Genomic DNA, 24,538 nt, shown 5'->3' on the forward strand with positions numbered 1-24,538 from the left:
AGTAGGCTCGCGATGTGGTCGAACCGCTCCGCGTGCCCCCGAGTGCGCCGGCGCGATTGGTGGTGCTGGCGTCGGGCACCGGATCGCTACTGAGTTCCCTGCTGGCCGCCGCCGTCGATGACTACCCGGCCCGGGTCGTCGCGGTCGGCGTGGATCGCGACTGCCGGGCCACCGAGATCGCCGCGGCCGCGTCGATACCGACCTTCAAAGTCCGGCTGGGCGATCACCCCGACCGCGATGCTTGGGACGCCGCCATCACCGAGGCCACCGCCGCGCACTCGCCCGATCTCATCGTCTCGGCCGGATTCATGAAAATCCTTGGACCGCAATTTCTTTCGCGATTCTGCGGACGTACGCTGAACACACACCCGGCGCTGTTGCCGGCATTCGCGGGAGCACATGCGGTCCCCGAAGCGCTGGCTTACGGTGTGAAGGTCACTGGCTGTACGGTGCACCTGGTAGACGCCGGAATGGACACCGGGCCGATATTGGCGCAGGAGCCCATTGCGGTCCTCGACGGCGACGACGAAGAGACATTGCACGAACGCATCAAAGTCATCGAACGGCGACTGCTGGTGGACGTGGTGGCCGCGATCGCGACCCGCGGCGTGACCTGGATCGGACGAAAGGCGACCCTGGGATGAGCAGAGCATGAGCACCGACGAGTCAAGAAGAGCGATTCGCCGCGCGTTGATCAGCGTCTACGACAAGACCGGCCTGATAGAACTCGCCCAGGGGCTGAGTGCGGCGGGCGTCGAGATCGTCTCGACCGGATCGACCGCGAAAACCATTGCGGACAAAGGGATTCCGGTGACACCCGTGGAAGAGCTGACCGGTTTCCCCGAGGTACTCGATGGCCGGGTCAAGACACTGCACCCGCGCGTGCACGCCGGGCTGCTCGCCGATCTGCGCAAGCCCGAGCACGCCGCGGCGCTCGAGGAGCTCGGGATCGCGGCCTTCGAGCTGGTTGTCGTCAACCTCTATCCGTTCAGCCAGACCGTCGACTCCGGCGCGGGCCTCGACGAATGCGTCGAGCAGATCGACATCGGCGGGCCGTCGATGGTTCGGGCGGCGGCGAAAAACCATCCGAGTGTGGCGGTGGTCGTCGACCCGCTCGGGTATGACGGGGTGCTCGCCGCGACGCGCAACGGCGGATTCACGCTCGCCGAGCGCAAGAGGCTGGCGTCGTTGGCCTTTCAGCACACCGCCGAGTACGACATCGCCGTGGCGAGCTGGATGGAGTCGACGCTGTCGCCCGAGCATCCGGAGACCGCGTTTCCGCAGTGGTTCGGCCACAGCTGGCGCCGCTCGGCGATGTTGCGCTACGGCGAGAACCCGCACCAGCAGGCCGCGCTCTACGTCGACCCGGCGGCTTGGCCGGGCCTGGCGCAGGCCGAGCAGCTGCACGGAAAAGAGATGTCCTACAACAACTTCACCGACGCGGACGCGGCCTGGCGGGCGGCCTTCGACCACGAACAGATCTGTGTGGCAATCATCAAGCACGCCAACCCGTGTGGGATCGCCATCTCGTCGGATTCGGTCGCCGACGCACACCGCAAGGCCCACGAGTGCGATCCGCTCAGCGCCTTCGGGGGCGTGATCGCCACGAATACCGAAGTCAGCGTTGAGATGGCGGAGTACGTCAGCACCATCTTCACCGAGGTGATCGTCGCCCCGGCCTACGCGCCGGATGCCCTCGATGTGCTGACGCGCAAGAAGAACATCCGGGTGCTGGTGGCTTCTGAGCCGCTCGCCGGTGGCTCCGAGCTGAAGCCGATCAGCGGGGGACTGCTGATGCAGCAGCGCGATCAGCTCGATGCGCACGGTGACAACTCGGTCAACTGGACGCTGGCGACCGGATCGCCGGCGGACCCGGCGACGTTGAGCGACCTGGTCTTTGCGTGGCGCACCTGTCGCGCGGTCAAGTCGAACGCGATCGTGATCGCCTCCGGCGGTGCCACCATCGGCGTCGGCATGGGTCAGGTCAACCGGGTCGACGCGGCGCGGTTGGCCGTCGAACGCGGCGGCGACCGAGTCGGTGGCGCGGTGGCGGCCTCCGACGCGTTCTTCCCGTTTCCGGACGGGCTGGAAACGCTGGCGCGCGCCGGCGTCAAGGCGATCGTGCACCCCGGCGGCTCGGTGCGCGACGACGAAGTGACCGCCGCGGCAGCCGAAGCCGGCGTCACCGTGTACCTCACCGGTGCACGCCACTTCGCCCACTAGCGCGTGCCCGTCGCGGGCGCTAAAGCCGGTACACATGACGCACGATTGCGGCGCGACGTAACTTGGAGTGGTGACATCACCGAGCAATCTGCCCCGAACCGTCGGCGAGCTGCGTGCGGCCGGCCATCGTGAACGGGGAGTCAAGCAGGAAATCCGCGAGAACCTGCTGACCGCGCTGGCCGAGGGTGACGACATCTGGCCGGGCATCCTGGGATTCGACGACACCGTATTGCCCCAGCTGGAGCGGGCGCTGATCGCGGGTCACGACTTCGTTCTGCTCGGCGAACGCGGCCAGGGCAAGACTCGGTTGCTGCGTGCGCTGGTTGGGCTGCTTGACGAATGGACGCCGGTCATCGAGGGCGCGGAGCTGGGCGAGCACCCGTACACGCCGATCACCCCGGAGTCGATCCGCCGGGCCGCCACGCTCGGCGACGACCTTCCGGTGGCGTGGCGGCACCGCAGCGAGCGCTACACCGAGAAGCTGGCCACCCCCGACACCAGCGTCGCCGACCTGGTCGGTGACATCGACCCGATCAAGGTGGCCGAGGGCCGCAGCCTCGGCGACCCGGAGACGATCGCTTACGGATTGATCCCGCGCGCGCACCGCGGCGTCGTGGCGGTCAACGAACTGCCCGACCTCGCCGAGCGCATTCAGGTGTCGATGCTCAACGTGATGGAGGAACGCGACATCCAGGTCCGCGGTTACACGCTGCGGCTGCCGCTGGACGTGTTGGTGGTCGCCAGCGCCAACCCCGAGGACTACACCAACCGCGGCCGCATCATCACCCCGCTGAAAGACCGGTTCGGCGCCGAGATCCGCACCCACTACCCGCTGGAGCTGGAGGCGGAGGTCGGCGTCATCGTTCAGGAAGCACACCTGAGTGCGGCCGTGCCCGATTATCTGACGCAGGTGATCGCGCGGTTCGCCCGCTATCTGCGCGAGTCCAACTCGGTCGACCAGCGGTCCGGGGTCTCGGCCCGGTTCGCGATCGCGGCGGCCGAGACCGTTGCCGCCTCCGCGCGGCACCGGGGCGCGATCCTCGGCGAGACGGACCCGGTGGCCCGAGTTGTGGACCTGGGCACGGTGATCGACGTGCTGCGCGGCAAGCTGGAATTCGAGTCCGGTGAGGAAGGCCGCGAGCAGGCGGTGCTCGAGCACCTGTTGCGCCGCGCGACCGCCGACACCGCGTCTCGAGCGCTCGGCGGCATCGACGTCGCGCCGCTGGTGACTGCCGTGGAAGGCGGTTCCGCGGTGACGACGGGCGAGCGGATCTCGGCCAAGGATGTGCTGGCCGCCGTTCCGGGTCTGCCCGTCGTGGAGGAGATCGCCGACCGGCTGCACGCGGAATCCGAGGGAGAACGCGCCGCGGCGCTGGAGCTGGCACTAGAGGCGCTGTATCTGGCCAAGCGAATCGACAAGGTGTCCGGGGAGGGCCAAACCGTCTATGGCTAACCCTGTTTCGAGGGGACACTCCTCGCGCTACTCGGCGTACACCGGCGGGCCCGACCCGCTGGCCCCGCCGGTGGATCTACGCGAGGCGCTCGAGCAGATCGGGCAGGACGTCATGGGCGGGACCTCCCCGCGACGGGCGCTGTCCGAGCTGCTCCGTCGCGGTACCAAGAACATGCCCGGCGCCGACCGGTTGGCAGCAGAAGCGAACCGGCGCCGACGGGACCTGTTGCGCCGCAACAACTTAGACGGGACGTTGCAGGAGATCAAAAAGCTGCTCGACGAGGCGGTGCTGGCCGAGCGCAAGGAACTGGCCCGCGCGCTCGACGACGACGCCCGGTTTGGCGAACTCCAGCTGGACGCGCTGCCGGCCTCGCCGGCCAAGGCGGTCCAAGAACTGTCCGAGTACAACTGGCGCAGTGACGAGGCCCGCGAAAAGTACGACCAGATCAAGGATTTGCTCGGCCGCGAGATGCTCGACCAGCGTTTCTCCGGCATGAAGGAAGCCCTGGAGGGCGCCACCGACGAGGATCGGCAACGCGTCACCGACATGGTCAACGACCTCAACGAGCTGCTGGACAAGCATGCCCGCGGTGAGGACACCCAACAGGACTTCGACGAGTTCATGGACAAGCACGGCGAGTTCTTCCCGGAGAACCCGCGCAATGTCGACGAGCTACTGGACTCGCTGGCCAAGCGTGCCGCCGCCGCGCAGCGCTTCCGCAACAGCCTGAGCCCGGATCAACGCGCCGAGCTGGATGCCCTGGCGCAGCAGGCCTTTGGATCTCCGTCGCTGATGCAGGCGTTGAACCGGCTGGACTCGCATCTGCAGGCCGCGCGGCCGGGTGAGGACTGGATGGGCTCCGAGCAGTTCTCCGGCGACAACCCGTTCGGCATGGGCGAAGGCACCCAGGCGCTGGCCGACGTCGCCGAACTGGAGCAGCTGGCCGACCAGCTTTCGCAGAGCTATCCCGGCGCCACGATGGACGACGTCGATCTCGACGCGCTGGCGCGCCAGCTCGGCGACCAGGCCGCCGTCGACGCGCGCACCCTGTCCGAACTGGAACGGGCTCTGGTCAATCAGGGCTTTTTGGACCGTGGTTCCGACGGCCAGTGGCGGCTGTCGCCCAAGGCCATGCGCAGGCTCGGCGAGACGGCGCTACGCGATGTGGCACAACAGCTTTCGAGCCGTCGTGGTGACCGCGAACTGCGGCGCGCCGGGGCGGCCGGCGAGTTGACCGGTGCGACCCGGCCGTGGCAGTTCGGTGACACCGAGCCGTGGAACATTCCCCGCACGCTGACCAATGCGGTGTTGCGGCAGGCGGGAACCGCGACCCTGGACAGCGCGAAGCCGGCCCTGAAGATCGCCGTCGACGACGTCGAGGTGTCCGAGACCGAGATGCGCACCCAGGCCGCGGTGGCGCTGCTGGTCGATACCTCGTTCTCGATGGTGATGGAGAACCGCTGGCTGCCGATGAAGCAGACGGCGCTAGCCCTCAACCACTTGGTGTCCACCCGGTTCCGTGCGGATGCCTTGCAGATCATCGCCTTTGGCCGGTATGCCCGGACCGTGACGGCCGCCGAGCTCACCGGCCTGGAGGGGGTCTACGAGCAGGGCACCAACCTGCATCACGCGCTGGCGCTGGCGGGCCGTCATCTGCGCCGCCACCCCAACGCGCAACCCGTCGTGCTGGTGGTGACCGACGGTGAGCCGACCGCGCACCTCGAGGATGTCGACGGTGACGGGTCGTCGGTGTTCTTCGACTATCCGCCCCATCCGCGGACCATCGCCCACACCGTGCGCGGGTTCGACGATATGGCGCGGTTGGGCGCCCAGATCACGATCTTCCGGCTGGGCAGCGATCCCGGCCTGGCGCGGTTCATCGACCAGGTCGCGCGACGGGTCGAGGGACGTGTCGTGGTGCCCGATCTCGACGGCCTGGGCGCCGCGGTGGTCGGCGACTACCTGCGGTCTCGGCGTCGTCGCTAACGGGTAGCCGGGCTGGTGGTGCGCCAGCCCGTAGTAGCGGTCAGCGAGAACTCGCTCAGCGCGCTCGAAATATGCTGTTCCAGATCGTCATTCGAGTTGTCGCGGCCCAGCTCATAGGCGAGCACCGAGACGAAGACCCGTCTGTTCACTCGTCCGGACACCAACCCCAGCGCGCCGTTGGTGCGGTACATCGTCGCGGTGGTGACGCCCGGGTAGAGCGACTTCATCGCGAAGTAGTCGGCGTCGCTGCCGTCCGGCCGGTTGGCCGCCGGATTGATCGCACCGAGGTTGGACGACACGACTGTCGTGGCGGTGCCGGTGACCACGCTGAGCAGCCGCCGGAAGACCGGCTTTGGAATCAGGGGAACCAGCGGCAGCAACGCCCACCGCTCGTCGGGCAGGTCTTGATTGCGGATGAGTGCCTGCTTGATCGCGGCGCGAATCTCGCCCAGGCCGGTCGTCGCGGCGGCCGGTTTGACCGCGACGTCGACGTTGACCACCGCGTTGGCGCGGGTATCCCCCGGGGTGCGCTCGTTGAGGGGCATCCCCACGTTGACCGAGCCGTCCGCCGCGACCCGCCCGACGCGCTGGGCCAGATGCGCCGCCAACCCCGCCAGCAGCGCGTTGCTGGTTCCGCCGAGCGACTGTGCGCGAGCATCCCACTCGTCGGCGTCGATGAACAGTAATGCCATGGGCAACGTGATGCTTTGGTCCGGTCCGCTGGGCGGTGCGGGCCGCCGCTTCGATGCCGGGGCACCGTCGTTGCCATGCCGGGCCATGCGTGCCGCCGCGACGACGGCGCGACCGATGTCCGCGGTGTCGCGGGCGGTTTGGCGTACGTCCTCGCGTAGCGCCTGCCACCGCGGCCGGGCTGCCGCAGCCGGCCAGGTGATCGCGTCGTCACGCCCGCACGCCGCGTCGGCCAACGACTCGCAGAGTCCGACGCCGTCCGTGAGGCAATGTGTGACAACGAAACTCACTACCGCACCGCCGTCGGTCAGCGGCAGCATCGCAAGATGCCACCCGGGTCCGTGTTCGGCGTCCGGCCGGTAGCTGGCCTGCGTCTGCAGCCACGCGTCGATCTCGTCGCGCGGTCGGGGTGTTGCCGCGATCTCGAGGCTGGGCCGATCGCTCGGCGATACCCAACGGTGGCGGCCGAACGGCAGGCGGGATCGTTCGATCCGGCGCGATAGCCGTCCGCGGCCGAGATGGTGGTGGAACCGTCGCAGACCGTCGATGTCGATGTCCCGGTCGTATAGCCAGATGCATTGCAACACACTGGTGGTCGCTGTTGCGCGCTCTCCGAGAAAGAGTGTCTGGTCGGCCAAATCCAGCACGTTGCTCATGTGCTAAGCCGCCGCGCCGTCGCCTTGCGTCGGGGCAAGGGCATATGGTCCATCCGAATTCGTTTCGGCGGCAAAGGGGCTGGACTGCTCCAGAGCCTTGCCCGCGATGCGGGCGAAAATCCGACTCAGTGTGTCGATGTACTGGTGCACCGACTCGCGGGCTACCTCGTTGTCCGGGAAGGAGATCGTGACCGTGGTTCGTTCGGCATGCCGGTTGATCCACACATTGACTCCGCCGTGGGACAGGCTGTCGCCGTAGGTGCCGAAATTCGTCTCGGCCCACAGCCCGGCCAGCGGAATCTTGCGAAAGTCGAGGAAGGACAGCATCATCGGCAGCTGCGAGGGCAGCTTGATGCCCAGTTCATCCGGTGTCGCGAGCTCCAAGACCCGTTCGACCGGTACATGAGCAAGATCCTTGGCCGCATCGAACGACTTCTGGGCGGCGCGGGCCGCCTCGGGGAACGAGCCGCCGGCGGTCGGCACGACGACCGGAACCATGCTCGCGAACCAGCCCACCGTCATCGTGTCGATGCCCTGTGTCCGAGTGTCCCTCGCGGTGAACCCACGGTGAACCTCGTTGCCGGTCAAGATGTATTCGGCCAACGCGGTGCATGCCAGAATGCCACCGATGAACCGGGCGCCGGCCGCGATGCAGGCGGCGTCGAACGCCTCCGTGCCGGCGGCATCCAACAACTCGACGGTCAACAGATCGCCGGCGCTGGTGGACCAAGTGTCGCCGATGGGCAGCGGGAAGCTCGGCCAGTCGCCGTCGGCGTCGCGTGCGAACGCGATCCAGTCCTTTATCTCGGGCGATGCCAGGGTCAGGTCCCCAACCTGCGTGCGCTGCCGCGCGGTGTAGTCGCGGTAGCTCCTGAGCTGTCCGGGCGTGGCGGGCCGGCGCGGCTCCGCGCCCTGTGAAAGTTCCTGATACGTCAGGTGGATGTCGAAGAAGATGACGCCGGCGGACAGACCGTCGATGTGCAGATGGTCGACACTGGCGTAGAAGGTGAAGTAGTCGGCGTGCTGCACGATGCCGAAGCTGAAGCAACCCCATTCGAGCGTTTCGCGGGTCGTCGTCAGGACATGGGTGCGCACTTGGTCGGGGGTCATATGTCCCCACGACACGGGCACCAAATCGATGTCTTCCGGGTCCTCGATGGGGCGGCGCACGATCACGCCGTTCTCGAATTCGAACCAGTTGTGGTAGGTGTCGTGCCGACGGACATGGGCATTGACCGCCGTGGTCATTGCCGGAATGTCACAGGTGCCCGCGATGTCCCACGCGACAACCATCAGCCGCGGTAGTTGCCTGTCCATGGCCTTGCCGTGGAAGGCGGCCCAGAGGTGTTGCGCCTGCTGGTAACTCGGCGCAAGCTCGCTTCGGCGCGCGGTGCGGGCCGCCTCATGCGTCGTCGGTACGGCGGTCCACATGGTGAGTGGACCGTGTGGCGGTTGCCATTCGCTGATGTTCCCCAGTGCGACCATTTCTCAGCCTCGCTGTGCGTATGCCGACATTCGGTGGGCGGCGAGGAGAGTGACGGAAAGGCCGGTCGCGCAACGTTTTTCGCGCAGCCTAAATAAGCCCTTCGCGCTGGATTCTTGCGACGCCCTTCCCGATACATTGGGGCCCTACCCTTGGCGTCGCATGCACCCCCTGAGCCGCTCGTTTGGACGCTAGTCGACGGCACCTACGATTTCGCGGTTTTGCGAAGAAATGCATTTCCCGGATACTCGCCCGCGATGCCGGTATTCTGGTCGATTTCCAGGCTAGGGATGCAAGGGCGCAAAGTGCACCCGAATGCGGGTACGCAAGACGACTGCGGCCGACCGGGAGATCTTGAGACGAAACTCCGGGTTAAGTCGCCTTACCCGTGGGGCCGGCGAGCTTTGCGCTTAATGCCCACACCGCCCCATAGCGAGAAGCCGTGGATATTCACCCTTGGCGCGCCGGGCGTACCTTGGCCCACGATTTTGCGATCGAATCCGCCCATTACTCCGCGGCCGTGGATCTCGACATTGACTTCGGGCGGAAGCAGGATGTTCTGCGCACCCATGATCGAGACCACGTGGATATCGACCTCGGTCGAGGTGAAGTCGGCGTAGCGCAGATCCACCACGCCGCTGCCCCACAACGTGAAGGTCGTCAGCTTCTTCGGCACGTTCCAGCGCCCGCGCCGCTCGAATCCGCTCAACAAGGCGAGCAGCAGGGTGGAGGGCGCCGGATTCGTTTTCCCGCCGCGGCGTGTGCTTAGCGGTGCACCCGGTAAATCGGCCCGGAGCCGATCCAGCTCCTCGTACGTCGTCGCCGCATACGCCCTGGTCAGACGGTCCTCGTAGTCTTTGAGCTGCAGGCGGCCCTGCTCGGCCGCATACGCCAGCAATTGCGCAATTTGTATGCGATCGGTATCGGCCGCACGCGATAAACCCTCGCGCGCGTCCTTCGCGTCGTTCTGCGCCGAATCGCTCATCATCCACGAGCGTACGACGTACAACTCTTGCTGCAAGAGGGTTGGCTAAATCGCAACCATCCTCCTACGCACGCCTAATTGCCGGCGCCATCGTCGGCGGCGGTGGGCGGGGCCCAACTGGGGGGACGTTTCTGCAGGAACGACAGCATGCCTTCACGCGCTTCTTCGGACACAAACAGCCGGGCGGATTCATCGGTAAGCCGTTCGGCGTCGCGGTCGAATCTTTCGAGCACGGCGGCCGTCGTCAGTGCCTTTGATGCCGCCAGGCCCTGGGGCGACCCGCGGCCGATATCAGCGACCAGTTTGGCCACCGCGGCGTCGACGTCGTCGGCCGCGATCGTGACCAACCCGATCTCCGCGGCCACGGCGGCGTCGAACGTCTCGCCGGTGAGGTAGTAGCGGGCGGCCGCCCGCGGCGACAGCTTCGGCAGCAGCGTGAGCGAGATGATCGACGGGGCGACGCCGATGCGCGCTTCGGTCAGCGCGAAGGTGCTGCGTGGCCCGGCCACCGCGATGTCGCAGGCGCCGACCAACCCGAATCCGCCCGCGCGAACATGGCCGTCGACGGCGGCGATGACCGGGAGCGGCGAGGAGACGATGGCGCGCAGCAAGGCGGTCATCTCCTTGGCCCGCGCCGCGGCCATGTCGAAGGGGTTGCCGCCACTGGCCTCGCTCAGGTCCGCGCCGGCGCAGAACGTGCCGCCGGTGTGCCCGAGCACCACCACCCGCACCGCCGGATCCGCTGCCGCGTCGCGCAGGCACCGGTGCAATTGGCTGACCAGAGTCGTCGATAGCGCGTTGCGGTTGTGCGGCGAGTTCAGCGTCAGCCGGGCGGACGATCCCGTGACGGCGTATTCGACGAGGGTGTCCATCAGTAGCTTCGAGGCAGGCCCAGGGATGTCTGCGCGACGAAGTTCAGCACCATCTCGCGGCTGACCGGGGCGATCCGCCCCAGCCGGGCCGAGGTCAGCATGGCCGCCACGCCGTACTCCTTGGTCAGTCCGTTGCCGCCCATCGACTGCACGGCCTGATCCACCGAACGGGTAGCCGCCTCGGCCGCAGCGTATTTGGCCATGTTGGCGGCCTCGGCGGCGCCCGCGTCGTTGCCGCTGTCGTAGAGTGTGGCTGCCTTCTGCAACATCAGCTTGGCAAGCTCGACCTCAATGTGGCACTGCGCCAACGGATGTGACAGGCCTTGGTGCGCACCGATCGGAGTTCCCCACACCTGGCGCGTCTTGACGTAGTCGGCGGCCTTCTCCAGCGCGAACCGGCCCATGCCGACCGAGCTGGCCGCGCCCATGATCCGCTCGGGGTTCAGGCCCGCGAAAAGCTGTGCGATTGCCGCATCTTCGGCTCCGACCAACGCATCTGCGGGCAGCCGGACATCGTCCAGGAACACCTGGAACTGGCGCTCGGGACTGATCAGCTCCATCTCGATGGGGGTGTAGGTGAAGCCGGGGGAGTCGGTGGGCACCACGAACAGCGCCGGGCGTAGCTTGCCGGTCTTGGCCTCCTCGGTGCGGGCCACCACCAGCACGGCCTGCGCTTGGTCGATCCCGGAGATAAAGACCTTCTGGCCCTTGAGGATCCAGTCGCCGCCGTCGCGGCGCGCGGTGGTGGTGATCTTGTGCGAATTGGACCCGGCGTCGGGCTCGGTGATCGCGAACGCCATGGTCAACGTGCCGTCGGCAATGGACGGAATCCAGCGCTTCTTCTGCTCCTCGGTGCCGAACTTGCTGATGATCGTGCCGTTGATCGCGGGCGAGACCACCATCAGCAGCAGCGCGCTGCCCGCGGCGGCCATCTCCTCCATGACCAGCGACAGCTCGTACATGCCGGCGCCGCCGCCGCCGTATTCCTCCGGCAGGTTCACGCCGAGGAAGCCGAGCTTGCCTGCCTCGGACCATAATTCATCGGTGTGCTCGTGGGCGCGGGCCTTTTTCAGGTAGTACTCGCTGCCGTAGTTGGACGCCCACGCGGCCACCGACTTGCGCAGCGCCTGGCGCTCCTCGCTTTCGATGAAGCTGGTGTCAGTCATTTAAGAATCTCCTTTTGGTTGGCTTTCGGGGTCCTCGACTATTGCCAGGACGGCCCCGACTTCGACTTGCTGACCGGTTGTGACGTTGAGTGAGCTGAGCACACCGTCGGACGGCGCGGTGATGGTGTGTTCCATCTTCATCGCCTCCAGCCAGATCAGCGGCTGACCGGTCGTGACGCTGTCACCTACCTGCGCGCCGAGCCGGATGACGTTGCCGGGCATCGGCGCCACCAGCGACCCCTTGGCGACGGACGAACCCGGCTTGGGGAACCGGGGCACCGCGTCCAAGTGAACCGGCCCACGCGCCGAGTCGACATAGACGTCGCGGCCATAGCGTGCAACCGCGAAGCGGCACGCCACGCCGTTGGCGTCGGCCAGCACCACCTCGTCGGGTGCTGCCGAGACCAGCTGCACCGGCTCACCTCCGGCCAGCACCAAACCTGTTCTGGTGAAACGGTATTCGACCCGGTGTTCGTTGTCCTCGTCGTCGGAGTACGTCTTGACCTGATAGCCCGAGGTCAGGTTCCGCCAGCCACTGGGCAGCGAGCCGAACACGGCAGCCGACGCGCGATTATGCGCGGCCTCGGCGAGGGCGGCGGCGATTGCCGACAAACGCACGACGCCTTCGTCGCCCAGCGGTGCCGACAGCTGTGCCAGGCCGTGCGTGTCGAAAAACGCGGTGTCGGTGGCACCGTCGAGGAACGCCGGATGTCGCAGCACGTTGACCAACAGCTCGCGGTTGGTGCGCAGCCCGTGCAGCCGGGTCCGGGCCAGCGCGTCCGCCAGCACCAGCGCCGATTGCCGGCGGGTCGGCGCGTACGAGATGACCTTGGCCAGCATCGGGTCGTAGTGAATCGACACGACCGATCCGTCGACAATGCCGGAGTCCAGCCGGATTCCGGTGCGCTGCTCCAGCGAGGCGAACTGTGCCCGAACCCCCGGCACGTCGAAGGTGTGCACCAGGCCGGCTTGCGGTTGCCAGCCACGCGCGGGATCTTCGGCGTACAGCCGGGCTTCGATCGAATGGCCTTGGGCAGCGGGCGGTTCGACATCGAGACGGTCTCCGTCGGCCACGGCGAGCTGTAGTTCGACGAGGTCGAGGCCGGTGGTCTCTTCGGTGACCGGGTGCTCGACCTGCAGCCGGGTGTTCATCTCCAGGAAGAAGAACTCACCGTCGTCGTCGGCGAGGAACTCCACCGTGCCGGCGCCGGCGTAGCCGATCGCGCTGGCCGCCAGCCGGGCGGCGTCGAAAAGCTTGTCCCGCATGCCCGGAACGCGTTCCACCAATGGCGAAGGAGCCTCTTCGATAATCTTCTGGTGGCGCCGCTGAATCGAGCATTCCCGTTCCCCGACGGCCCATACCGTGCCGTGGGTATCGGCGAGGACCTGAACCTCCACATGATGGCCGGTCGGCAGGTAACGCTCGCAGAACACGGTCGGATCGCCGAAGGCTGACTGCGCTTCGCGCTGGGCAGCAGCGACTTCTCCTGCCAGAGCGGATAACTCGCGGACCACTCGCATTCCGCGGCCACCGCCGCCCGCGGAAGCCTTGACCAGCACCGGCAGCTGCGCCTCGGTGACCGAGTCGGGGTCGAGTTCGTCGAGCACCGGCACCCCGGCCGAGGCCATCAGCTTCTTGGACTCGATCTTGGAGCCCATCGCCCGCACCGCATCCACCGGCGGACCGACCCAGGTCAGGCCCGCGTCCTGAACGGCGGCCGCGAATTCGGCGTTCTCCGAGAGGAATCCGTAGCCGGGGTGCACGGCATCGGCGCCCGCGGCACGGGCGGCGGCAATGATGGCCTCGGCATTCAAGTAGTCATTGGTCTTCGCCAGTCGCACCCGGGCGTCGGCCTCGGCGACGTGCGGGGCTGACGCGTCCGGGTCGGTGTAGACCGCGACGGTGCCCAGGCCGAGTCGCCGGCAGGTGGCGAACACCCGGCGGGCGATCTCGCCGCGGTTGGCAACCAGTACTCGAGTAACCATGGGGCTCACATCCGGAAGACGCCGAAGTTCGACGTCCCCTTGATCGGGCCATTCGCGATGGCGGACAGACACATTCCCAGTACCGTGCGGGTATCGCGGGGGTCGATCACCCCGTCGTCGTAGAGCATTCCGGACAAGACCATCGGCAGCGACTCGGCCTCGATCTGGCCCTCGACCGCGGCCCGCATCGCGGCGTCGGCGTCCTCGTCGACCTGCTGCCCGCGGGCCTCGGCGGCCGCGCGGCTGACGATCGAGAGCACGCCGGCCAGCTGGACGCCGCCCATCACCGCGGATTTGGCGCTGGGCCAGGCGAACAGGAAGCGGGGGTCATACGCGCGCCCGCACATGCCGTAGTGGCCCGCGCCGTAGGACGCGCCGATCAGCAGCGAAATGTGCGGCACCGTCGAGTTGGACACGGCGTTGATCATCATCGACCCGTGTTTGATCATGCCGCCCTCTTCATAGTCCTTGCCGACCATGTATCCGGTGGTGTTGTGCAAGAACAACAATGGCGTGTCGTAGCGGTTGGCCAGCTGGATGAATTGGGTGGCCTTCTGCGATTCCTCGCTGAACAGCACACCGCGGTGGTTGGCCAGAATTCCGATCGGGTAGCCGCACAGCGTCGCCCAGCCCGTCACCAGCGACGAGCCGTACATCGGCTTGAAATCGTCGAATTCGGAGCCGTCGACGATGCGTGCGATCACGTCACGCGGATCGAACGGGATGCGCAGATCCGACGACACAATGCCGATCAGCTCCTCGGCGTCGAACAGCGGCTCGGTCACGGGTCGTGGCTTAGGCCCGAGCTTGCGCCAGTTCAGCCGGGCCACCACGCGGCGCCCGATGCGGATCGCGTCGAGCTCGTCGTGGGCGAAGTAGTCGGCCAGACCCGAAGTGCGGGCATGCATTTCGGCGCCGCCGAGCGACTCGTCGTCGGATTCCTCGCCGGTGGCCATCTTGACCAGCGGGGGCCCGGCCAGGAACACCTTCGAGCGTTCCTTGATCATGACCACGTGATCGGACATGCCCGGGATGTAGGCGCCGCCGGCGGTGGAGTTTCCGAAGACGAGCGCGATGGTCGAAATGCCCGCCGCCGACAGGCGGGTCAGATCGCGGAACATCTGCCCACCGGGGACGAAGATCTCTTTCTGAGTAGGCAGGTCCGCGCCACCGGACTCCACCAGCGAGACCACCGGGAGCCGGTTCTGCATGGCAATCTGGTTGGCCCGCAAGATCTTTTTCAGCGTCCAGGGGTTGCTGGTGCCGCCCTTGACGGTCGGGTCGTTGGCGACGATCAGGCACTCCACGCCCTCGACGGCACCGATACCCACCACCACGCTCGCGCCCAGGGTGAAGGAGCTGCCGTAGGCGGCCAACGGGCTCAGTTCGAGGAACGGCGAATCCGGATCCAGCAACAGTTCGATGCGCTCACGGGCGGTGAGTTTGCCGCGGGAGTGATGGCGCTCAGTGTATTTCGCGCCGCCGCCGGCCAGCGCCTTGCCGTGCTCGACGTCGATCTCGGCGAGTTTGGCGATCATGGTTTCGGCCGCGTCGGCGTAGGTGGAAGCCTTCGGGTCGAGGGTGGACTGCAATACCGTCACGATTGATACCCCAAGAGTTTGGCGGACAGTGCGGTCAGGATTTCGGTGGTACCGCCGCCAATGCCCAGGATTCGCATGTCCCGATATTGGCGTTCGACTTCGGATTCGGCCATGTAGCCCATGCCGCCGAACAGCTGAACGGCTTGGTTGGCCACCCATTCGCCGGCCTCGACGGCCGTGTTCTTGGCGAAGCACACCTGCGGGATCAGATTCGTCTCACCGGCGAGCTGGCGTTCCACCACGTTGCGCGAATAGACCCGGGCAACGTCGATGCGCCGGGCCATCTCGGCCAGCGTGTTCTGCACGGACTGCCGCGATATCAGCGGGCGGCCGAACGTCTCGCGGTCGCGACACCAAGCCACGGTGATGTCCAGACACCGCTGCGCACTCGAATACGCTTGCGCGGCAAGGCCGATCCGTTCGGAGACGAAAGCCTGCGCGATCTGGGCGAAGCCGCTGTGCTCGGGGCCGACCAGGTTGGCCAGCGGCACCCGGGCGTCGACGTAGGACAGCTCGGCGGTGTCCGACGACCGCCAGCCCATCTTGTCCAGCTTGCGGCTCACCTCGAAGCCCGGCGTGCCCTTCTCCACCGTCAGCAGCGAAACGCCCGCTGCGCCAGGGCCTCCGGTGCGCACCGCGGTGACGACATAGTCGGCGCGCACCCCGGAAGTGATGTAGGTCTTGGCGCCGTTGACCACATAGTGGTCGCCGTCGCGCACCGCGCTGGTGCGCAGATGCCCGACATCCGAACCGCCGCCGGGCTCGGTGATGGCCAGCGACCCGATCTTCTCTCCGGCCAACGTCGGCCGCACGAACTCCTCGATCAGCCGCTGATCACCCGAGGCGATCATGTGGGGCACCGCGATGCCACAGGTGAACAGCGACGCGAAGACGCCGCCCGGTCCACCGGCCTGGTGAAACTCTTCGCAGATGAGCACCGCGTCGGCGCCGTCACCGCCACCGCCGCCGACCGCTTCGGGTAGCCCCGCGCCCAGCAGCCCGGCCGCACCGGCGCGCCGATGCAAGTCGCGCGGCAGATCGCCGGTGCGTTCCCACTCGTCGATATGCGGCAGGATCTCGCGTTCGGTGAACGAGCGCACCGTCTTTCGCAGCTGTTCGCGTTCCGGGGTGGTCCAAATGCTCATAACAGGCTTTCCGGGATGTCGACGTGGCGGCTGCGCAGCCATTCGCCCAGCCCCTTGGCCTGGGGATCGAACCGCGCTTGATAGGCGACGCCCTGACCGAGGATGCCCTCGATCACGAAGTTCACCGCACGCAGGTTGGGCAACACGTGGCGGGTGACGTCGAAGTCCGCCGCCTCGGGCAGCAACTCTTTGAGCAGCTCGACGGTCAACGTGTTGGCCAGCCAACGCCACTGGTCCTCGGTGCGTACCCAGACTCCGACGTTGGCCGAGCCGCCCTTGTCGCCACTGCGGGCGCCGGCGATGCGGCCCAGCGGGGCACGCCGGGTCGGACCATCGGCCAACGGTTCCGGCGACGCCGGGGGCGCCGCGGGCGATAACTCCAAGGTATCTGTGGCACAGGGGATATCGATGCGCGTGCCGTCGGTGTGCACCGCGACGTGTGGCACGAGTGTGGCATCGACGTAGGCCGCGGTGAAGACGCCGTAGACCTGGCCATCGCCCGGCGGGGCGGTGACGTGGAAGCCCGGATAACTGGCCAGCGCCAATTCGACTGCTGCCGAGGAGAATTGGCGTCCGACATTGGCGGGGTCGGGGTCGCGGACCACGCAGCGCAACAACGCGCTGGCGGCTTCCTCGCTGTCGGCGTCGGGGTGATCGGTGCGGGCCAGCGTCCATTCCAGCTCGGCGGGCTTGACGGTCAGCCCGGCCTCGAGTTGGCGGCGCACCAGCTCGGCCTTGGCCTCGATGTCCAGCCCGGTCAGCACGAACGTCATCGCGTTGCGGAACCCGCCGATGCTGTTCAGCGACACCTTGCACGTGGGCGGCGGCGGCTCGCCGGCCACGCCGCTGATCCGGACCCGGTCCGGGCCGTCGTCGGAGAGTTCGACGGTGTCCATGCGCGCCGTGACGTCGGGGTTGGCGTAGCGGGCGCCGGTGATCTCGTAGAGCAGCTGTGCGGTGACGGTGTCGACACTGACCAGCCCACCGGTGCCGGGGTGCTTGGTGATCACCGAGGATCCGTCGGCATTGACCTCGGCCAGCGGGAAGCCGGCGTAGGACAGGTCGGGAACTTCGGTGAAGAAGGCATAGTTGCCGCCGGTGGCCTGCACGCCGCATTCGATGACGTGGCCGGCGACCACCGCGCCGGCGAGCTCGTTGTAGTCGGTGCGGGCCCAACCGAAATGCGCGGCCGCCGCCCCGACGATCACCGAGGCGTCGGTGACCCGGCCGGTGACGACGACGTCTGCTCCGTCGGCCAGGCAGTCGACGATGCCCCACGCGCCCAGGTAGGCGTTGGCGGTCAGCGGAGTGCCCAGCCCGAGTTCGGACGCCCGGGGCGCCAGGTCGTCGCCCTCGACGTGGGCGACCCGTGCGGCGATGCCCAGGCGCTCGGCCAGGGCGCGGATCGCGTCGGCCAGCCCGGCGGGGTTGAGGCCGCCGGCGTTGGCGACGATGCGCACCCCGCGGTCGCGGGCCTCGCCCAGGCAGTCCTCGAGTTGGGTCAGGAAGGTCTTGGCGTAGCCGCGCTCGGGGTGTTTCATCCGGTCGCGGCCCAGGATCAGCATGGTGAGCTCGGCCAGGTAATCGCCGGTGACATAGTCCACGTCACCGCCGGTCAGCATCTCGCGCATCGCCGCCAGCCGGTCGCCGTAGAACCCCGAGCAGTTCGCGATCCGGGCAGCACCGGACCGGCCAGAACCAGAGGCCATTGGCGTCCTCCATTCAGGAATTACCGGTGCTCAACCAACCAACCACCCGGTAGGTTAGCGGGTACCGCCGGTGTCACGTCAAGGATGCCCGTCTCGGCGCCGCTGTCATAGCCGCGCAGGCCGCACGGCCCGTTTTGGCCAACAGCAGGTCACCGACTATTCTTGAATGCAATCGTCGCCGTCGGCCACACAGGTCTTGCCGCGCGACGCACGACCCGAAGCCCCACACCGAGGAGAAGGCCCGACCATGGCCGTACCCAAGCGCAGAATGTCGCGCTCGAACACCCGTAGCCGCCGCTCGCAGTGGAAGGCCGAAAAGACCGAGCTCGTCGGCGTGACCGTGGCCGGCCAGAAGCACAAGGTGCCGCGTCGACTGCTCAAGGCGGCTCGCCTGGGCCTGATCGATCTCGACCGACGCTAATCTCGGCAAATACCCGGCGCGCCTCTCAGGCCGCTCTCAGGCCCTAGGACGAAACTAGTGGCCGTGCGCATTCTTGTCGTCGATGACGATCGCGCGGTCCGCGAATCGTTGCGCAGATCGCTTTCCTTCAACGGCTACTCGGTCGAGTTGGCCCACGACGGGGTCGAAGCGCTGGAGATCATCTCCAGCGACCGGCCCGACGCGGTCGTGCTCGACGTGATGATGCCGCGCCTCGATGGTCTCGAGGTCTGCCGTCAACTGCGCAGCACCGGCGACGACCTGCCGATTCTGGTGCTGACCGCCCGCGATTCGGTGTCCGAGCGTGTCGCCGGCCTGGACGCCGGCGCGGACGACTACCTGCCCAAGCCGTTCGCCCTCGAAGAGCTGCTGGCTCGCATGCGCGCGTTGCTGCGCCGCACCAAGCCCGAGGACGCCGAGTCGGTCGCCATGACCTTCTCCGATCTGGCCCTGGACCCGGTGACCCGTGAAGTCACCCGCGGACACCGCCGGATCAGTCTGACCCGCACCGAATTCGCGCTGCTGGAGATGCTGATCGCCAATCCGCGCCGCGTGCTCACCCGAAGCCGCATTCTCGAGGAGGTGTGGGGATTCGACTTTCCCACCTCGGGCAACGCGCTGGAGGTCTACGTCGGGTACCTGCGCCGCAAAACGGAAGCCGACGGTGAACCGCGCCTGATCCACACGGTGCGCGGTGTCGGCTATGTCCTTCGGGAGACGCCACCCTGATGATCCGGTTCCAACGACGTCGGCGCGCACCACTGCGAGCCCCCAGCTCGTTGTCGCTGCGGTGGCGGGTGATGTTGCTGGCGATGTCGATGGTGGCGATGGTTGTCGTGCTGATGGCATTCGCCGTCTACGCGGTGATCGCGGCCGCGCTCTACAGCGACATCGACAACCAGCTGGACAGCCGGGCCCAGCTGCTGATCGCCAGCGGTTCGCTGGCCGCCGACCCGGCCAAGGCGATCGAGGGCACGGCGTATTCGGACGTCAACGCGATGCTGGTGAACCCGGGCCACTCGATTTACACCGCCCAGCAGCCCGGCCAGACGTTGCCGGTCGATTCTCCGGAGAAGGCGGTCATTCGCGGCGACTTGTTCATGTCCCGGCGCACCGCGTCCGACCAGCGCATCCTGGCGATCCACCTGCCCAACGGCAGTTCGCTGCTGATCTCCAAGAGCCTGCGACCCACCGAGGCGGTGATGACCAAATTGCGCTGGGTGCTGCTGATCGTCGGCGGCATCGGGGTTGCGGTTGCCGCCGTCGCGGGTGGCATGGTCACCCGGGCGGGGCTGCGGCCGGTCGCCCGCCTGACCGAAGCGGCCGAGCGGGTGGCCCGCACCGACGACCTGCGGCCGATCCCGGTGTTCGGAAGTGACGAATTGGCAAGGCTCACCGAGGCATTCAACTTGATGCTGCGAGCGCTCGCCGAGTCCCGGGAGCGGCAGACGCGGTTGGTCACCGACGCCGGACACGAGCTGCGCACCCCGCTGACATCGCTGCGGACCAACGTCGAACTCTTGATGGCGTCCATGGAGCCGGGAGCGCCGCGGCTGCCCGAACAGGAGATGGTCGACCTGCGTGCCGATGTGCTGGCGCAGATCGAGGAATTGTCCACTCTGGTAGGCGATTTGGTGGACCTCACCCGAGACGACGCCGGCCAGGTGGTGCACGAGCCGGTCGACATGTCCGAGGTCATCGACCGCAGCCTGGAGCGAGTCAGGCGGCGGCGCAACGACATTCACTTCGACGTCGATGTGATTCCGTGGCAGGTCTACGGCGATGCGGCCGGGCTGTCGCGGGCGGCGCTGAACCTGATGGACAACGCCGCTAAATGGAGTCCGCCGGGCGCCCACGTCGGTGTCCGGATGCGCCAGCTCGACCCGTCGCACGCCGAGCTGATCGTCTCCGACTTCGGCCCGGGGATCCCACCGCACGAGCGACGCCTGGTGTTCGAGCGGTTCTACCGGTCGACGACGGCGCGGGCCCTGCCGGGTTCGGGACTGGGGTTGGCGATCGTCAAGCAGGTGGTGCTCAACCACGGTGGACTGCTCCGTGTCGAAGACACCGTTTCGGGGGGCAATCCGCCGGGAACATCGTTTTTCGTGCTGCTCCCCGGCCGGCCGCTGCCGGCTTCGACGTATCCGACGGCCGGGACCGAAAGTGGGGTCGACGCCAACGGCGAAGCCAAGACCGACCCCGCCGTTCCGATGGATGGCGAGCCGGCGAACTCTCGGGAAGCGACGAACGTTATCTCAGTGGACTCTCAGTCCGCACGCGCAAGGTAGATGCAGATAGTGTTGGAAATCGAGCCAAGTCGAGCTCGATAGCACCCCCATTTAGAGGAAGAGCGACTTAGCGACATGACGAATGACCCGAGGTATTCGCCACCGCCGCAGCAGCCGGGATACCGCAGCGCGCCTAACCAGCCCGTGGGTCCCGCGTATGCCCAAGCACCTCAGCAACCGTATAACCAGCCTTTCGACTGGCGGTACCAACAGGGACAGCCGTCGCAGACCTCCCAATACCGCCGGCCCTACGAGCCGTTCGGGGACACCGGGGCGGGTCCGATCCCCGGCGGCACCGGGCCGGGCCGGATCCCCGGCGGCACCGGCGCGGGCCCGATTCCTGGCGGTACCGGTCCGGGCCCGATTCCCGGGGGGACCGGAACCCATCAGATCCCCGGCATGCTGCCGCCGATGGGGCCGCCGCGGCCGGAGAAGCGATCCCGCGCCGGTCTGCTGATTGCGGGCGCGCTGGGCATCGCGGTGGTGTCGGCGGGTATCGGTGGCGCGGCAGCCACGGTCGTCGAACTGGGTACGCACTCCACGATCGCCGGCGGCGGCGGACCCTCGGGGGCCACGCCCGGTGTGCCGGTGGCGAACATGCCGCCCGGCACCGTCGAACAGGTTGCCGCCAAGGTGGTGCCCAGCGTCGTGATGCTGGAGACCGATCTCGGTCGCGCGTCAGAAGAGGGCTCGGGTGTCATCTTGTCGTCCGACGGGCTGATTCTGACCAACAACCACGTCATCGCCGCGGCCACCGCCCCTCCGAAAGGACCGGCCGGGCCAGCTGGTCCAGGTGGGCCCACACCAGGCAGCCCGCCCCCGCCCAGCGCCCCGCCCGGCGGCCCGGGTGGTCCGGCACCGAAGACGACGGTGACCTTCTCCGACGGCCGCACCGCGCCGTTCACGGTGGTGGGTGCCGATCCCACCAGTGATATCGCGGTCATCCGCGTGCAAGGCGTGTCCGGACTGACCCCCATCGCGATGGGCTCCTCGTCGGATGTCCGGGTCGGCCAGCCGGTGATGGCGATCGGTTCCCCGCTGGGGTTGTCGGGCACCGTGACCACCGGCATCATCAGCGCCTTGAACCGGCCGGTGTCGACGACCGGTGAGTCCGGCAACCAGAACACGGTGCTGGACGCGATCCAGACCGATGCCGCGATCAACCCGGGTAACTCCGGCGGCGCGCTGGTCAACCTGCAGGGGCAACTGGTCGGCATCAACTCCGCGATCGCCACCCTGGGTTCGGATTCGCCCGACGCACAGAGCGGTTCGATCGGCCTCGGCTTCGCGATCCCGGTCGACCAGGCCAAGCGCATCGCCGACGAGTTGATCAGCACCGGCAAGGCGACGCACGCGTCGCTGGGCGTGCAGGTGACCAGTGACAAGAGCACACCGGGCGCCAAGGTCGTCGACGTTGTGCAGGGCGGTGCCGCCTCGAACGCGGGATTGCCCAAGAACGTGGTCGTCACCAAGGTCGACGACCGACCGATCAGCAGCGCGGACGCGCTGGTCGCCGCGGTGCGGTCCAAGGCGCCGGGCGACAAGGTAACGCTGACCTTCTCCGATCCCGGCGGTGGCAGCCGGACCGTGCAGGTCACCCTCGGCAAGGCGGATCAGTGATGAGAGTCGACGAGCCCATGTCCGAGCTCGGATATACGGTTGCACCCATGGAAACGGGTGCGGAATTGGTAGTCGGCCGGGCTCTGGTTGTGGTCGTCGACGATCGCACCGCCCACGGGGACGAAGAAGATCACAGCGGGCCGCTGGTCACCGAGCTGCTGACCGAGGCGGGATTCGTCGTCGACGGCGTCATCGCGGTCGCGGCTGACGAGGTCGAGATTCGCAACGCGCTGAACACCGCGGTGATCGGTGGCGTGGATCTGGTGGTTTCGGTCGGCGGGACCGGAGTAACCCCGCGCGATGTCACACCCGAGGCCACTGTCGACATCCTGGACCGGGAAATCCTCGGCATCGCCGAGGCGGTCCGCGCGTCCGGGCTGTCCGCGGGAATCATCGACGCCGGGTTGTCGCGGGGCTTGGCCGGCGTGTCCGGAAGCACGTTGGTGGTCAACCTCGCCGGTTCCCGTTACGCGGTGCGCGATGGCATGGCGACGCTGAACCCGCTCGCCGCACAGATCATCGGGCAGTTATCGAGCCTCGAGATCTAAAGTCGCTCGGCGAAATGTGCGCCGCGCTTTAGCCGCGGGAGCTCACTGCGATTCGGCGTCCGCGCGCGGCCCGAACTCGGGCGGCGGCGTGGTGCTAACCCCGCCGTGCCGGCCCGACGAGCCCCCTCCGTTGGTCTGCGCGAGCAGATCGCGGATCTCGGTCAGCAAGACGATCTGCGCGTCGTCGGCCTGCTCGACCTCGCCGCGCCTGCGGAAAGTGTTGTAGGGCAGCACAACCAGGAAGTACACCACCGCGGCGACCAGGACGAAGTTGATCGCGGCCGACACCAGGACGTTCAGATCGATGGTCTGCCCGCCACCGATGCTGATCTTCAGAATTCCGACATCGGACTGTTGGTTGACGCCGATCCGGTTGATCAGCGGCGTGATGATGCTGTCGGTGAATTTGGTGACCAGCGCGGTGAACGCCGTACCGATGACAACCGCGACCGACAGGTCGACGATATTGCCCCGCGCGAGAAACTCCTTGAACCCCTTGAGCATTCCGACGTCCTTTCTGGGCTGGACACAGTTTGCTGCGAGTGCTTGTGGCGAACGGCAGTCAGGTACTCAGTGCAGGGTGAGGGTCACTGCCTGCCCTAGCACCGAGCCTGCCACCGTGTTCGCCACGCGAGCCGGCAGCGCAACTAACACTACGCGGTCACCGTCCGCGGCCTGGACTTTCTGCTTGGGCGACACGAGCACAACGACCGCATCGGTGGCCACCACCTTGCTGATCGCCTGCGTGCCCGGCCGCGCATCGGTGGGCGGCGCGGCCAGCACGTCGACGACGTCGCCGGCGCGAACCAGATCGATCAGCGCGCTGTCGGCCAGATGCAGCGGCACGATGCGCGCGCCCGGCCCGGCAGTCGACTCGGCCAGCCGGCTGCCCAACAGGCGGACGTCGGTGAGCACCTCGCCTCGACGCGTCGGGCCGGCCAGCATCGAACCGACCACGGCGCCCAGGCCTGCCTGTGAACCATCGGGAAGCGTTGTCGCCAAACGCTTTTCGAGTCGAACATCGTCGGTCGTCAACGCGGCGCCGGGAGTCAGGTCACGCGTGGCCACCACCGCATCGACGCGGTCGCCATCCGGATTCGAGCGCACCGCCGCGACGCCGGCCAACACGACCAGCCCGCCCGCGACCACGCGGCGGGCCAGCACGGTTCGGGCCCAGTCCGGGCGCAGCGACGCCGATATCCGCTGCAGCAGCGCTGGATTCAGCGATGGTTCCCCCACGCCGCAACGGTAAGCGCAACGTGCTGTCGAACGTTCCCGTCCGGGATGCGTGCTGTGGATAACCCGCTAGCTGGACGCGGCGGCCGTCGACGACGCCGAACTCGTCGACTTCTCGCTGGACGTGGACTTGTCGCTGGAGGTGGATTTCTCGCTTGAGCCGGACTTCTCGCTCGACCCCGAGCTCTCGCCGGATCCCGAGCCGTTGGTCGACGAGCCATTGCTCGAACTCGACGCTTTCTTGCTCGATTCGCGGCTGTCGGTGCGGTAGAAGCCGCTGCCCTTGAACACGACGCCGACGGAGTTGAACAGTTTGCGCAGTCGACCCGAGCACTTCTCGCAGGTGGTCAACGTGTCATCGGTGAAGGCCTGCACAACATCAAACCGGTTGTCGCACTCGGTGCACGCGTAGCTGTAGGTCGGCACTCCCAAAACCTCCGTTAGATAAGCT

At 67.4% G+C, this 24,538-nt stretch carries 21 protein-coding genes; 9 read left to right on the forward strand and 12 right to left on the reverse strand.

Going from position 1 to position 24,538, the window contains the following annotated elements; translation table 11 throughout:
- Positions 1–14: 14 nt before the first annotated feature.
- From purN to LMQ14_RS05290, 4 genes are all read left to right on the forward strand, one after another.
- Positions 15–644, forward strand: a complete 630-nt coding sequence (purN, locus tag LMQ14_RS05275; RefSeq protein ID WP_267733755.1) for a phosphoribosylglycinamide formyltransferase — start codon at positions 15–17, stop codon at positions 642–644.
- Between the two features lie 7 nt (positions 645–651).
- Positions 652–2,223: a bifunctional phosphoribosylaminoimidazolecarboxamide formyltransferase/IMP cyclohydrolase gene (gene purH, locus LMQ14_RS05280; RefSeq protein WP_267733756.1), complete on the forward strand. Its 1,572-nt coding sequence runs from the start codon at positions 652–654 to the stop codon at positions 2,221–2,223.
- A gap of 67 nt (positions 2,224–2,290) precedes the next feature.
- Complete coding sequence (locus LMQ14_RS05285) at positions 2,291–3,676, forward strand: ATP-binding protein (RefSeq protein ID WP_267733757.1); 1,386 nt, start codon at positions 2,291–2,293, stop codon at positions 3,674–3,676.
- A complete protein-coding gene (locus tag LMQ14_RS05290; protein WP_267733758.1) occupies positions 3,669–5,663 on the forward strand; it encodes a vWA domain-containing protein in 1,995 nt (664 codons plus the stop codon). The genes LMQ14_RS05285 and LMQ14_RS05290 overlap by 8 nt, the downstream gene beginning before the upstream one ends.
- Here LMQ14_RS05290 and LMQ14_RS05295 read toward each other — a convergent pair.
- From LMQ14_RS05295 to LMQ14_RS05335, 9 genes are all read right to left on the reverse strand, one after another.
- Positions 5,660–7,009 (reverse strand): hypothetical protein, encoded by a 1,350-nt coding sequence (locus LMQ14_RS05295; RefSeq protein ID WP_267733759.1) that lies wholly within the window; start codon positions 7,007–7,009, stop codon positions 5,660–5,662. The two genes, LMQ14_RS05290 and LMQ14_RS05295, sit on opposite strands and share 4 nt — an antisense overlap.
- A gap of 3 nt (positions 7,010–7,012) precedes the next feature.
- The gene (locus LMQ14_RS05300; protein WP_267733760.1) at positions 7,013–8,494 is read right to left on the reverse strand and encodes a condensation domain-containing protein; all 1,482 of its coding nucleotides are present in this window, start codon (positions 8,492–8,494) and stop codon (positions 7,013–7,015) included.
- Between the two features lie 380 nt (positions 8,495–8,874).
- Positions 8,875–9,477: a DUF1707 SHOCT-like domain-containing protein gene (locus LMQ14_RS05305; protein WP_267733761.1), complete on the reverse strand. Its 603-nt coding sequence runs from the start codon at positions 9,475–9,477 to the stop codon at positions 8,875–8,877.
- Positions 9,478–9,551: 74 nt separating this feature from the next.
- Complete coding sequence (locus tag LMQ14_RS05310; RefSeq protein ID WP_267733762.1) at positions 9,552–10,349, reverse strand: enoyl-CoA hydratase family protein; 798 nt, start codon at positions 10,347–10,349, stop codon at positions 9,552–9,554.
- Positions 10,349–11,515, reverse strand: a complete 1,167-nt coding sequence (locus LMQ14_RS05315) for an acyl-CoA dehydrogenase family protein (RefSeq protein WP_267733763.1) — start codon at positions 11,513–11,515, stop codon at positions 10,349–10,351. The genes LMQ14_RS05310 and LMQ14_RS05315 overlap by 1 nt, the downstream gene beginning before the upstream one ends.
- On the reverse strand, positions 11,516–13,501 hold the full coding sequence (locus LMQ14_RS05320; RefSeq protein WP_267733764.1) for an acetyl/propionyl/methylcrotonyl-CoA carboxylase subunit alpha: 1,986 nt from the start codon (positions 13,499–13,501) through the stop codon (positions 11,516–11,518).
- Between the two features lie 5 nt (positions 13,502–13,506).
- A complete protein-coding gene (locus tag LMQ14_RS05325) occupies positions 13,507–15,039 on the reverse strand; it encodes an acyl-CoA carboxylase subunit beta (RefSeq protein ID WP_267735360.1) in 1,533 nt (510 codons plus the stop codon).
- 59 nt (positions 15,040–15,098) lie between these two features.
- Positions 15,099–16,247 carry an acyl-CoA dehydrogenase family protein gene (locus LMQ14_RS05330; protein ID WP_267733765.1) on the reverse strand — a complete coding sequence of 383 codons (1,149 nt, stop codon included), beginning with the start codon at positions 16,245–16,247 and terminating at the stop codon, positions 15,099–15,101.
- Positions 16,244–17,956 (reverse strand): acyclic terpene utilization AtuA family protein, encoded by a 1,713-nt coding sequence (locus LMQ14_RS05335; protein WP_267733766.1) that lies wholly within the window; start codon positions 17,954–17,956, stop codon positions 16,244–16,246. Before LMQ14_RS05335 ends, LMQ14_RS05330 begins: the two co-directional genes overlap by 4 nt.
- 247 nt (positions 17,957–18,203) lie before the next feature.
- Here LMQ14_RS05335 and rpmF point away from each other — a divergent pair, with 247 nt between their 5' ends.
- From rpmF to LMQ14_RS05360, 5 genes are all read left to right on the forward strand, one after another.
- Positions 18,204–18,377, forward strand: coding sequence for a 50S ribosomal protein L32 (gene rpmF / locus LMQ14_RS05340; RefSeq protein ID WP_066821168.1), 174 nt, complete (start codon positions 18,204–18,206; stop codon positions 18,375–18,377).
- A gap of 63 nt (positions 18,378–18,440) precedes the next feature.
- Positions 18,441–19,124, forward strand: coding sequence for a two-component system response regulator MprA (mprA, locus tag LMQ14_RS05345; RefSeq protein ID WP_036467912.1), 684 nt, complete (start codon positions 18,441–18,443; stop codon positions 19,122–19,124).
- The gene (locus LMQ14_RS05350; protein ID WP_267733767.1) at positions 19,124–20,683 is read left to right on the forward strand and encodes a HAMP domain-containing sensor histidine kinase; all 1,560 of its coding nucleotides are present in this window, start codon (positions 19,124–19,126) and stop codon (positions 20,681–20,683) included. Before mprA ends, LMQ14_RS05350 begins: the two co-directional genes overlap by 1 nt.
- Before the next feature lie 75 nt (positions 20,684–20,758).
- A complete protein-coding gene (locus LMQ14_RS05355; protein ID WP_267733768.1) occupies positions 20,759–22,303 on the forward strand; it encodes a S1C family serine protease in 1,545 nt (514 codons plus the stop codon).
- The gene (locus LMQ14_RS05360; protein ID WP_267733769.1) at positions 22,303–22,851 is read left to right on the forward strand and encodes a MogA/MoaB family molybdenum cofactor biosynthesis protein; all 549 of its coding nucleotides are present in this window, start codon (positions 22,303–22,305) and stop codon (positions 22,849–22,851) included. Before LMQ14_RS05355 ends, LMQ14_RS05360 begins: the two co-directional genes overlap by 1 nt.
- 42 nt (positions 22,852–22,893) lie before the next feature.
- On the opposite strand, the gene mscL is transcribed toward LMQ14_RS05360, so the two are convergent.
- The 3 genes from mscL to LMQ14_RS05375 all read right to left on the reverse strand — a co-directional run bounded on the left by mscL (position 22,894) and on the right by LMQ14_RS05375 (position 24,513).
- The gene (gene mscL / locus LMQ14_RS05365) at positions 22,894–23,355 is read right to left on the reverse strand and encodes a large-conductance mechanosensitive channel protein MscL (protein ID WP_267733770.1); all 462 of its coding nucleotides are present in this window, start codon (positions 23,353–23,355) and stop codon (positions 22,894–22,896) included.
- A gap of 66 nt (positions 23,356–23,421) precedes the next feature.
- The gene (locus tag LMQ14_RS05370; protein WP_267733771.1) at positions 23,422–24,090 is read right to left on the reverse strand and encodes an SAF domain-containing protein; all 669 of its coding nucleotides are present in this window, start codon (positions 24,088–24,090) and stop codon (positions 23,422–23,424) included.
- Between the two features lie 66 nt (positions 24,091–24,156).
- Positions 24,157–24,513 carry an FmdB family zinc ribbon protein gene (locus tag LMQ14_RS05375; RefSeq protein WP_267733772.1) on the reverse strand — a complete coding sequence of 119 codons (357 nt, stop codon included), beginning with the start codon at positions 24,511–24,513 and terminating at the stop codon, positions 24,157–24,159.
- Positions 24,514–24,538: the final 25 nt, after the last annotated feature.

The organism is Mycobacterium sp. Aquia_213 (assembly GCF_026625985.1).
Classification (GTDB): Bacteria; Actinomycetota; Actinomycetes; order Mycobacteriales; family Mycobacteriaceae; genus Mycobacterium.

Coding starts and splice junctions, on each gene's coding strand:
- purH (WP_267733756.1), top strand. CDS start 652: ATGAGCACCGACGAGTCAAGAAGAGCGATTCGCCGCGCGTTGATCAGC.
- LMQ14_RS05290 (WP_267733758.1), top strand. CDS start 3,669: ATGGCTAACCCTGTTTCGAGGGGACACTCCTCGCGCTACTCGGCGTAC.
- LMQ14_RS05295 (WP_267733759.1), bottom strand. CDS start 7,009: ATGAGCAACGTGCTGGATTTGGCCGACCAGACACTCTTTCTCGGAGAG.
- LMQ14_RS05300 (WP_267733760.1), bottom strand. CDS start 8,494: ATGGTCGCACTGGGGAACATCAGCGAATGGCAACCGCCACACGGTCCA.
- LMQ14_RS05305 (WP_267733761.1), bottom strand. CDS start 9,477: ATGAGCGATTCGGCGCAGAACGACGCGAAGGACGCGCGCGAGGGTTTA.
- LMQ14_RS05310 (WP_267733762.1), bottom strand. CDS start 10,349: ATGGACACCCTCGTCGAATACGCCGTCACGGGATCGTCCGCCCGGCTG.
- LMQ14_RS05315 (WP_267733763.1), bottom strand. CDS start 11,515: ATGACTGACACCAGCTTCATCGAAAGCGAGGAGCGCCAGGCGCTGCGC.
- LMQ14_RS05320 (WP_267733764.1), bottom strand. CDS start 13,501: ATGGTTACTCGAGTACTGGTTGCCAACCGCGGCGAGATCGCCCGCCGG.
- LMQ14_RS05325 (WP_267735360.1), bottom strand. CDS start 15,039: ATGATCGCCAAACTCGCCGAGATCGACGTCGAGCACGGCAAGGCGCTG.
- LMQ14_RS05330 (WP_267733765.1), bottom strand. CDS start 16,247: ATGAGCATTTGGACCACCCCGGAACGCGAACAGCTGCGAAAGACGGTG.
- LMQ14_RS05335 (WP_267733766.1), bottom strand. CDS start 17,956: ATGGCCTCTGGTTCTGGCCGGTCCGGTGCTGCCCGGATCGCGAACTGC.
- rpmF (WP_066821168.1), top strand. CDS start 18,204: ATGGCCGTACCCAAGCGCAGAATGTCGCGCTCGAACACCCGTAGCCGC.
- LMQ14_RS05350 (WP_267733767.1), top strand. CDS start 19,124: ATGATCCGGTTCCAACGACGTCGGCGCGCACCACTGCGAGCCCCCAGC.
- LMQ14_RS05355 (WP_267733768.1), top strand. CDS start 20,759: ATGACGAATGACCCGAGGTATTCGCCACCGCCGCAGCAGCCGGGATAC.
- LMQ14_RS05360 (WP_267733769.1), top strand. CDS start 22,303: ATGAGAGTCGACGAGCCCATGTCCGAGCTCGGATATACGGTTGCACCC.
- mscL (WP_267733770.1), bottom strand. CDS start 23,355: ATGCTCAAGGGGTTCAAGGAGTTTCTCGCGCGGGGCAATATCGTCGAC.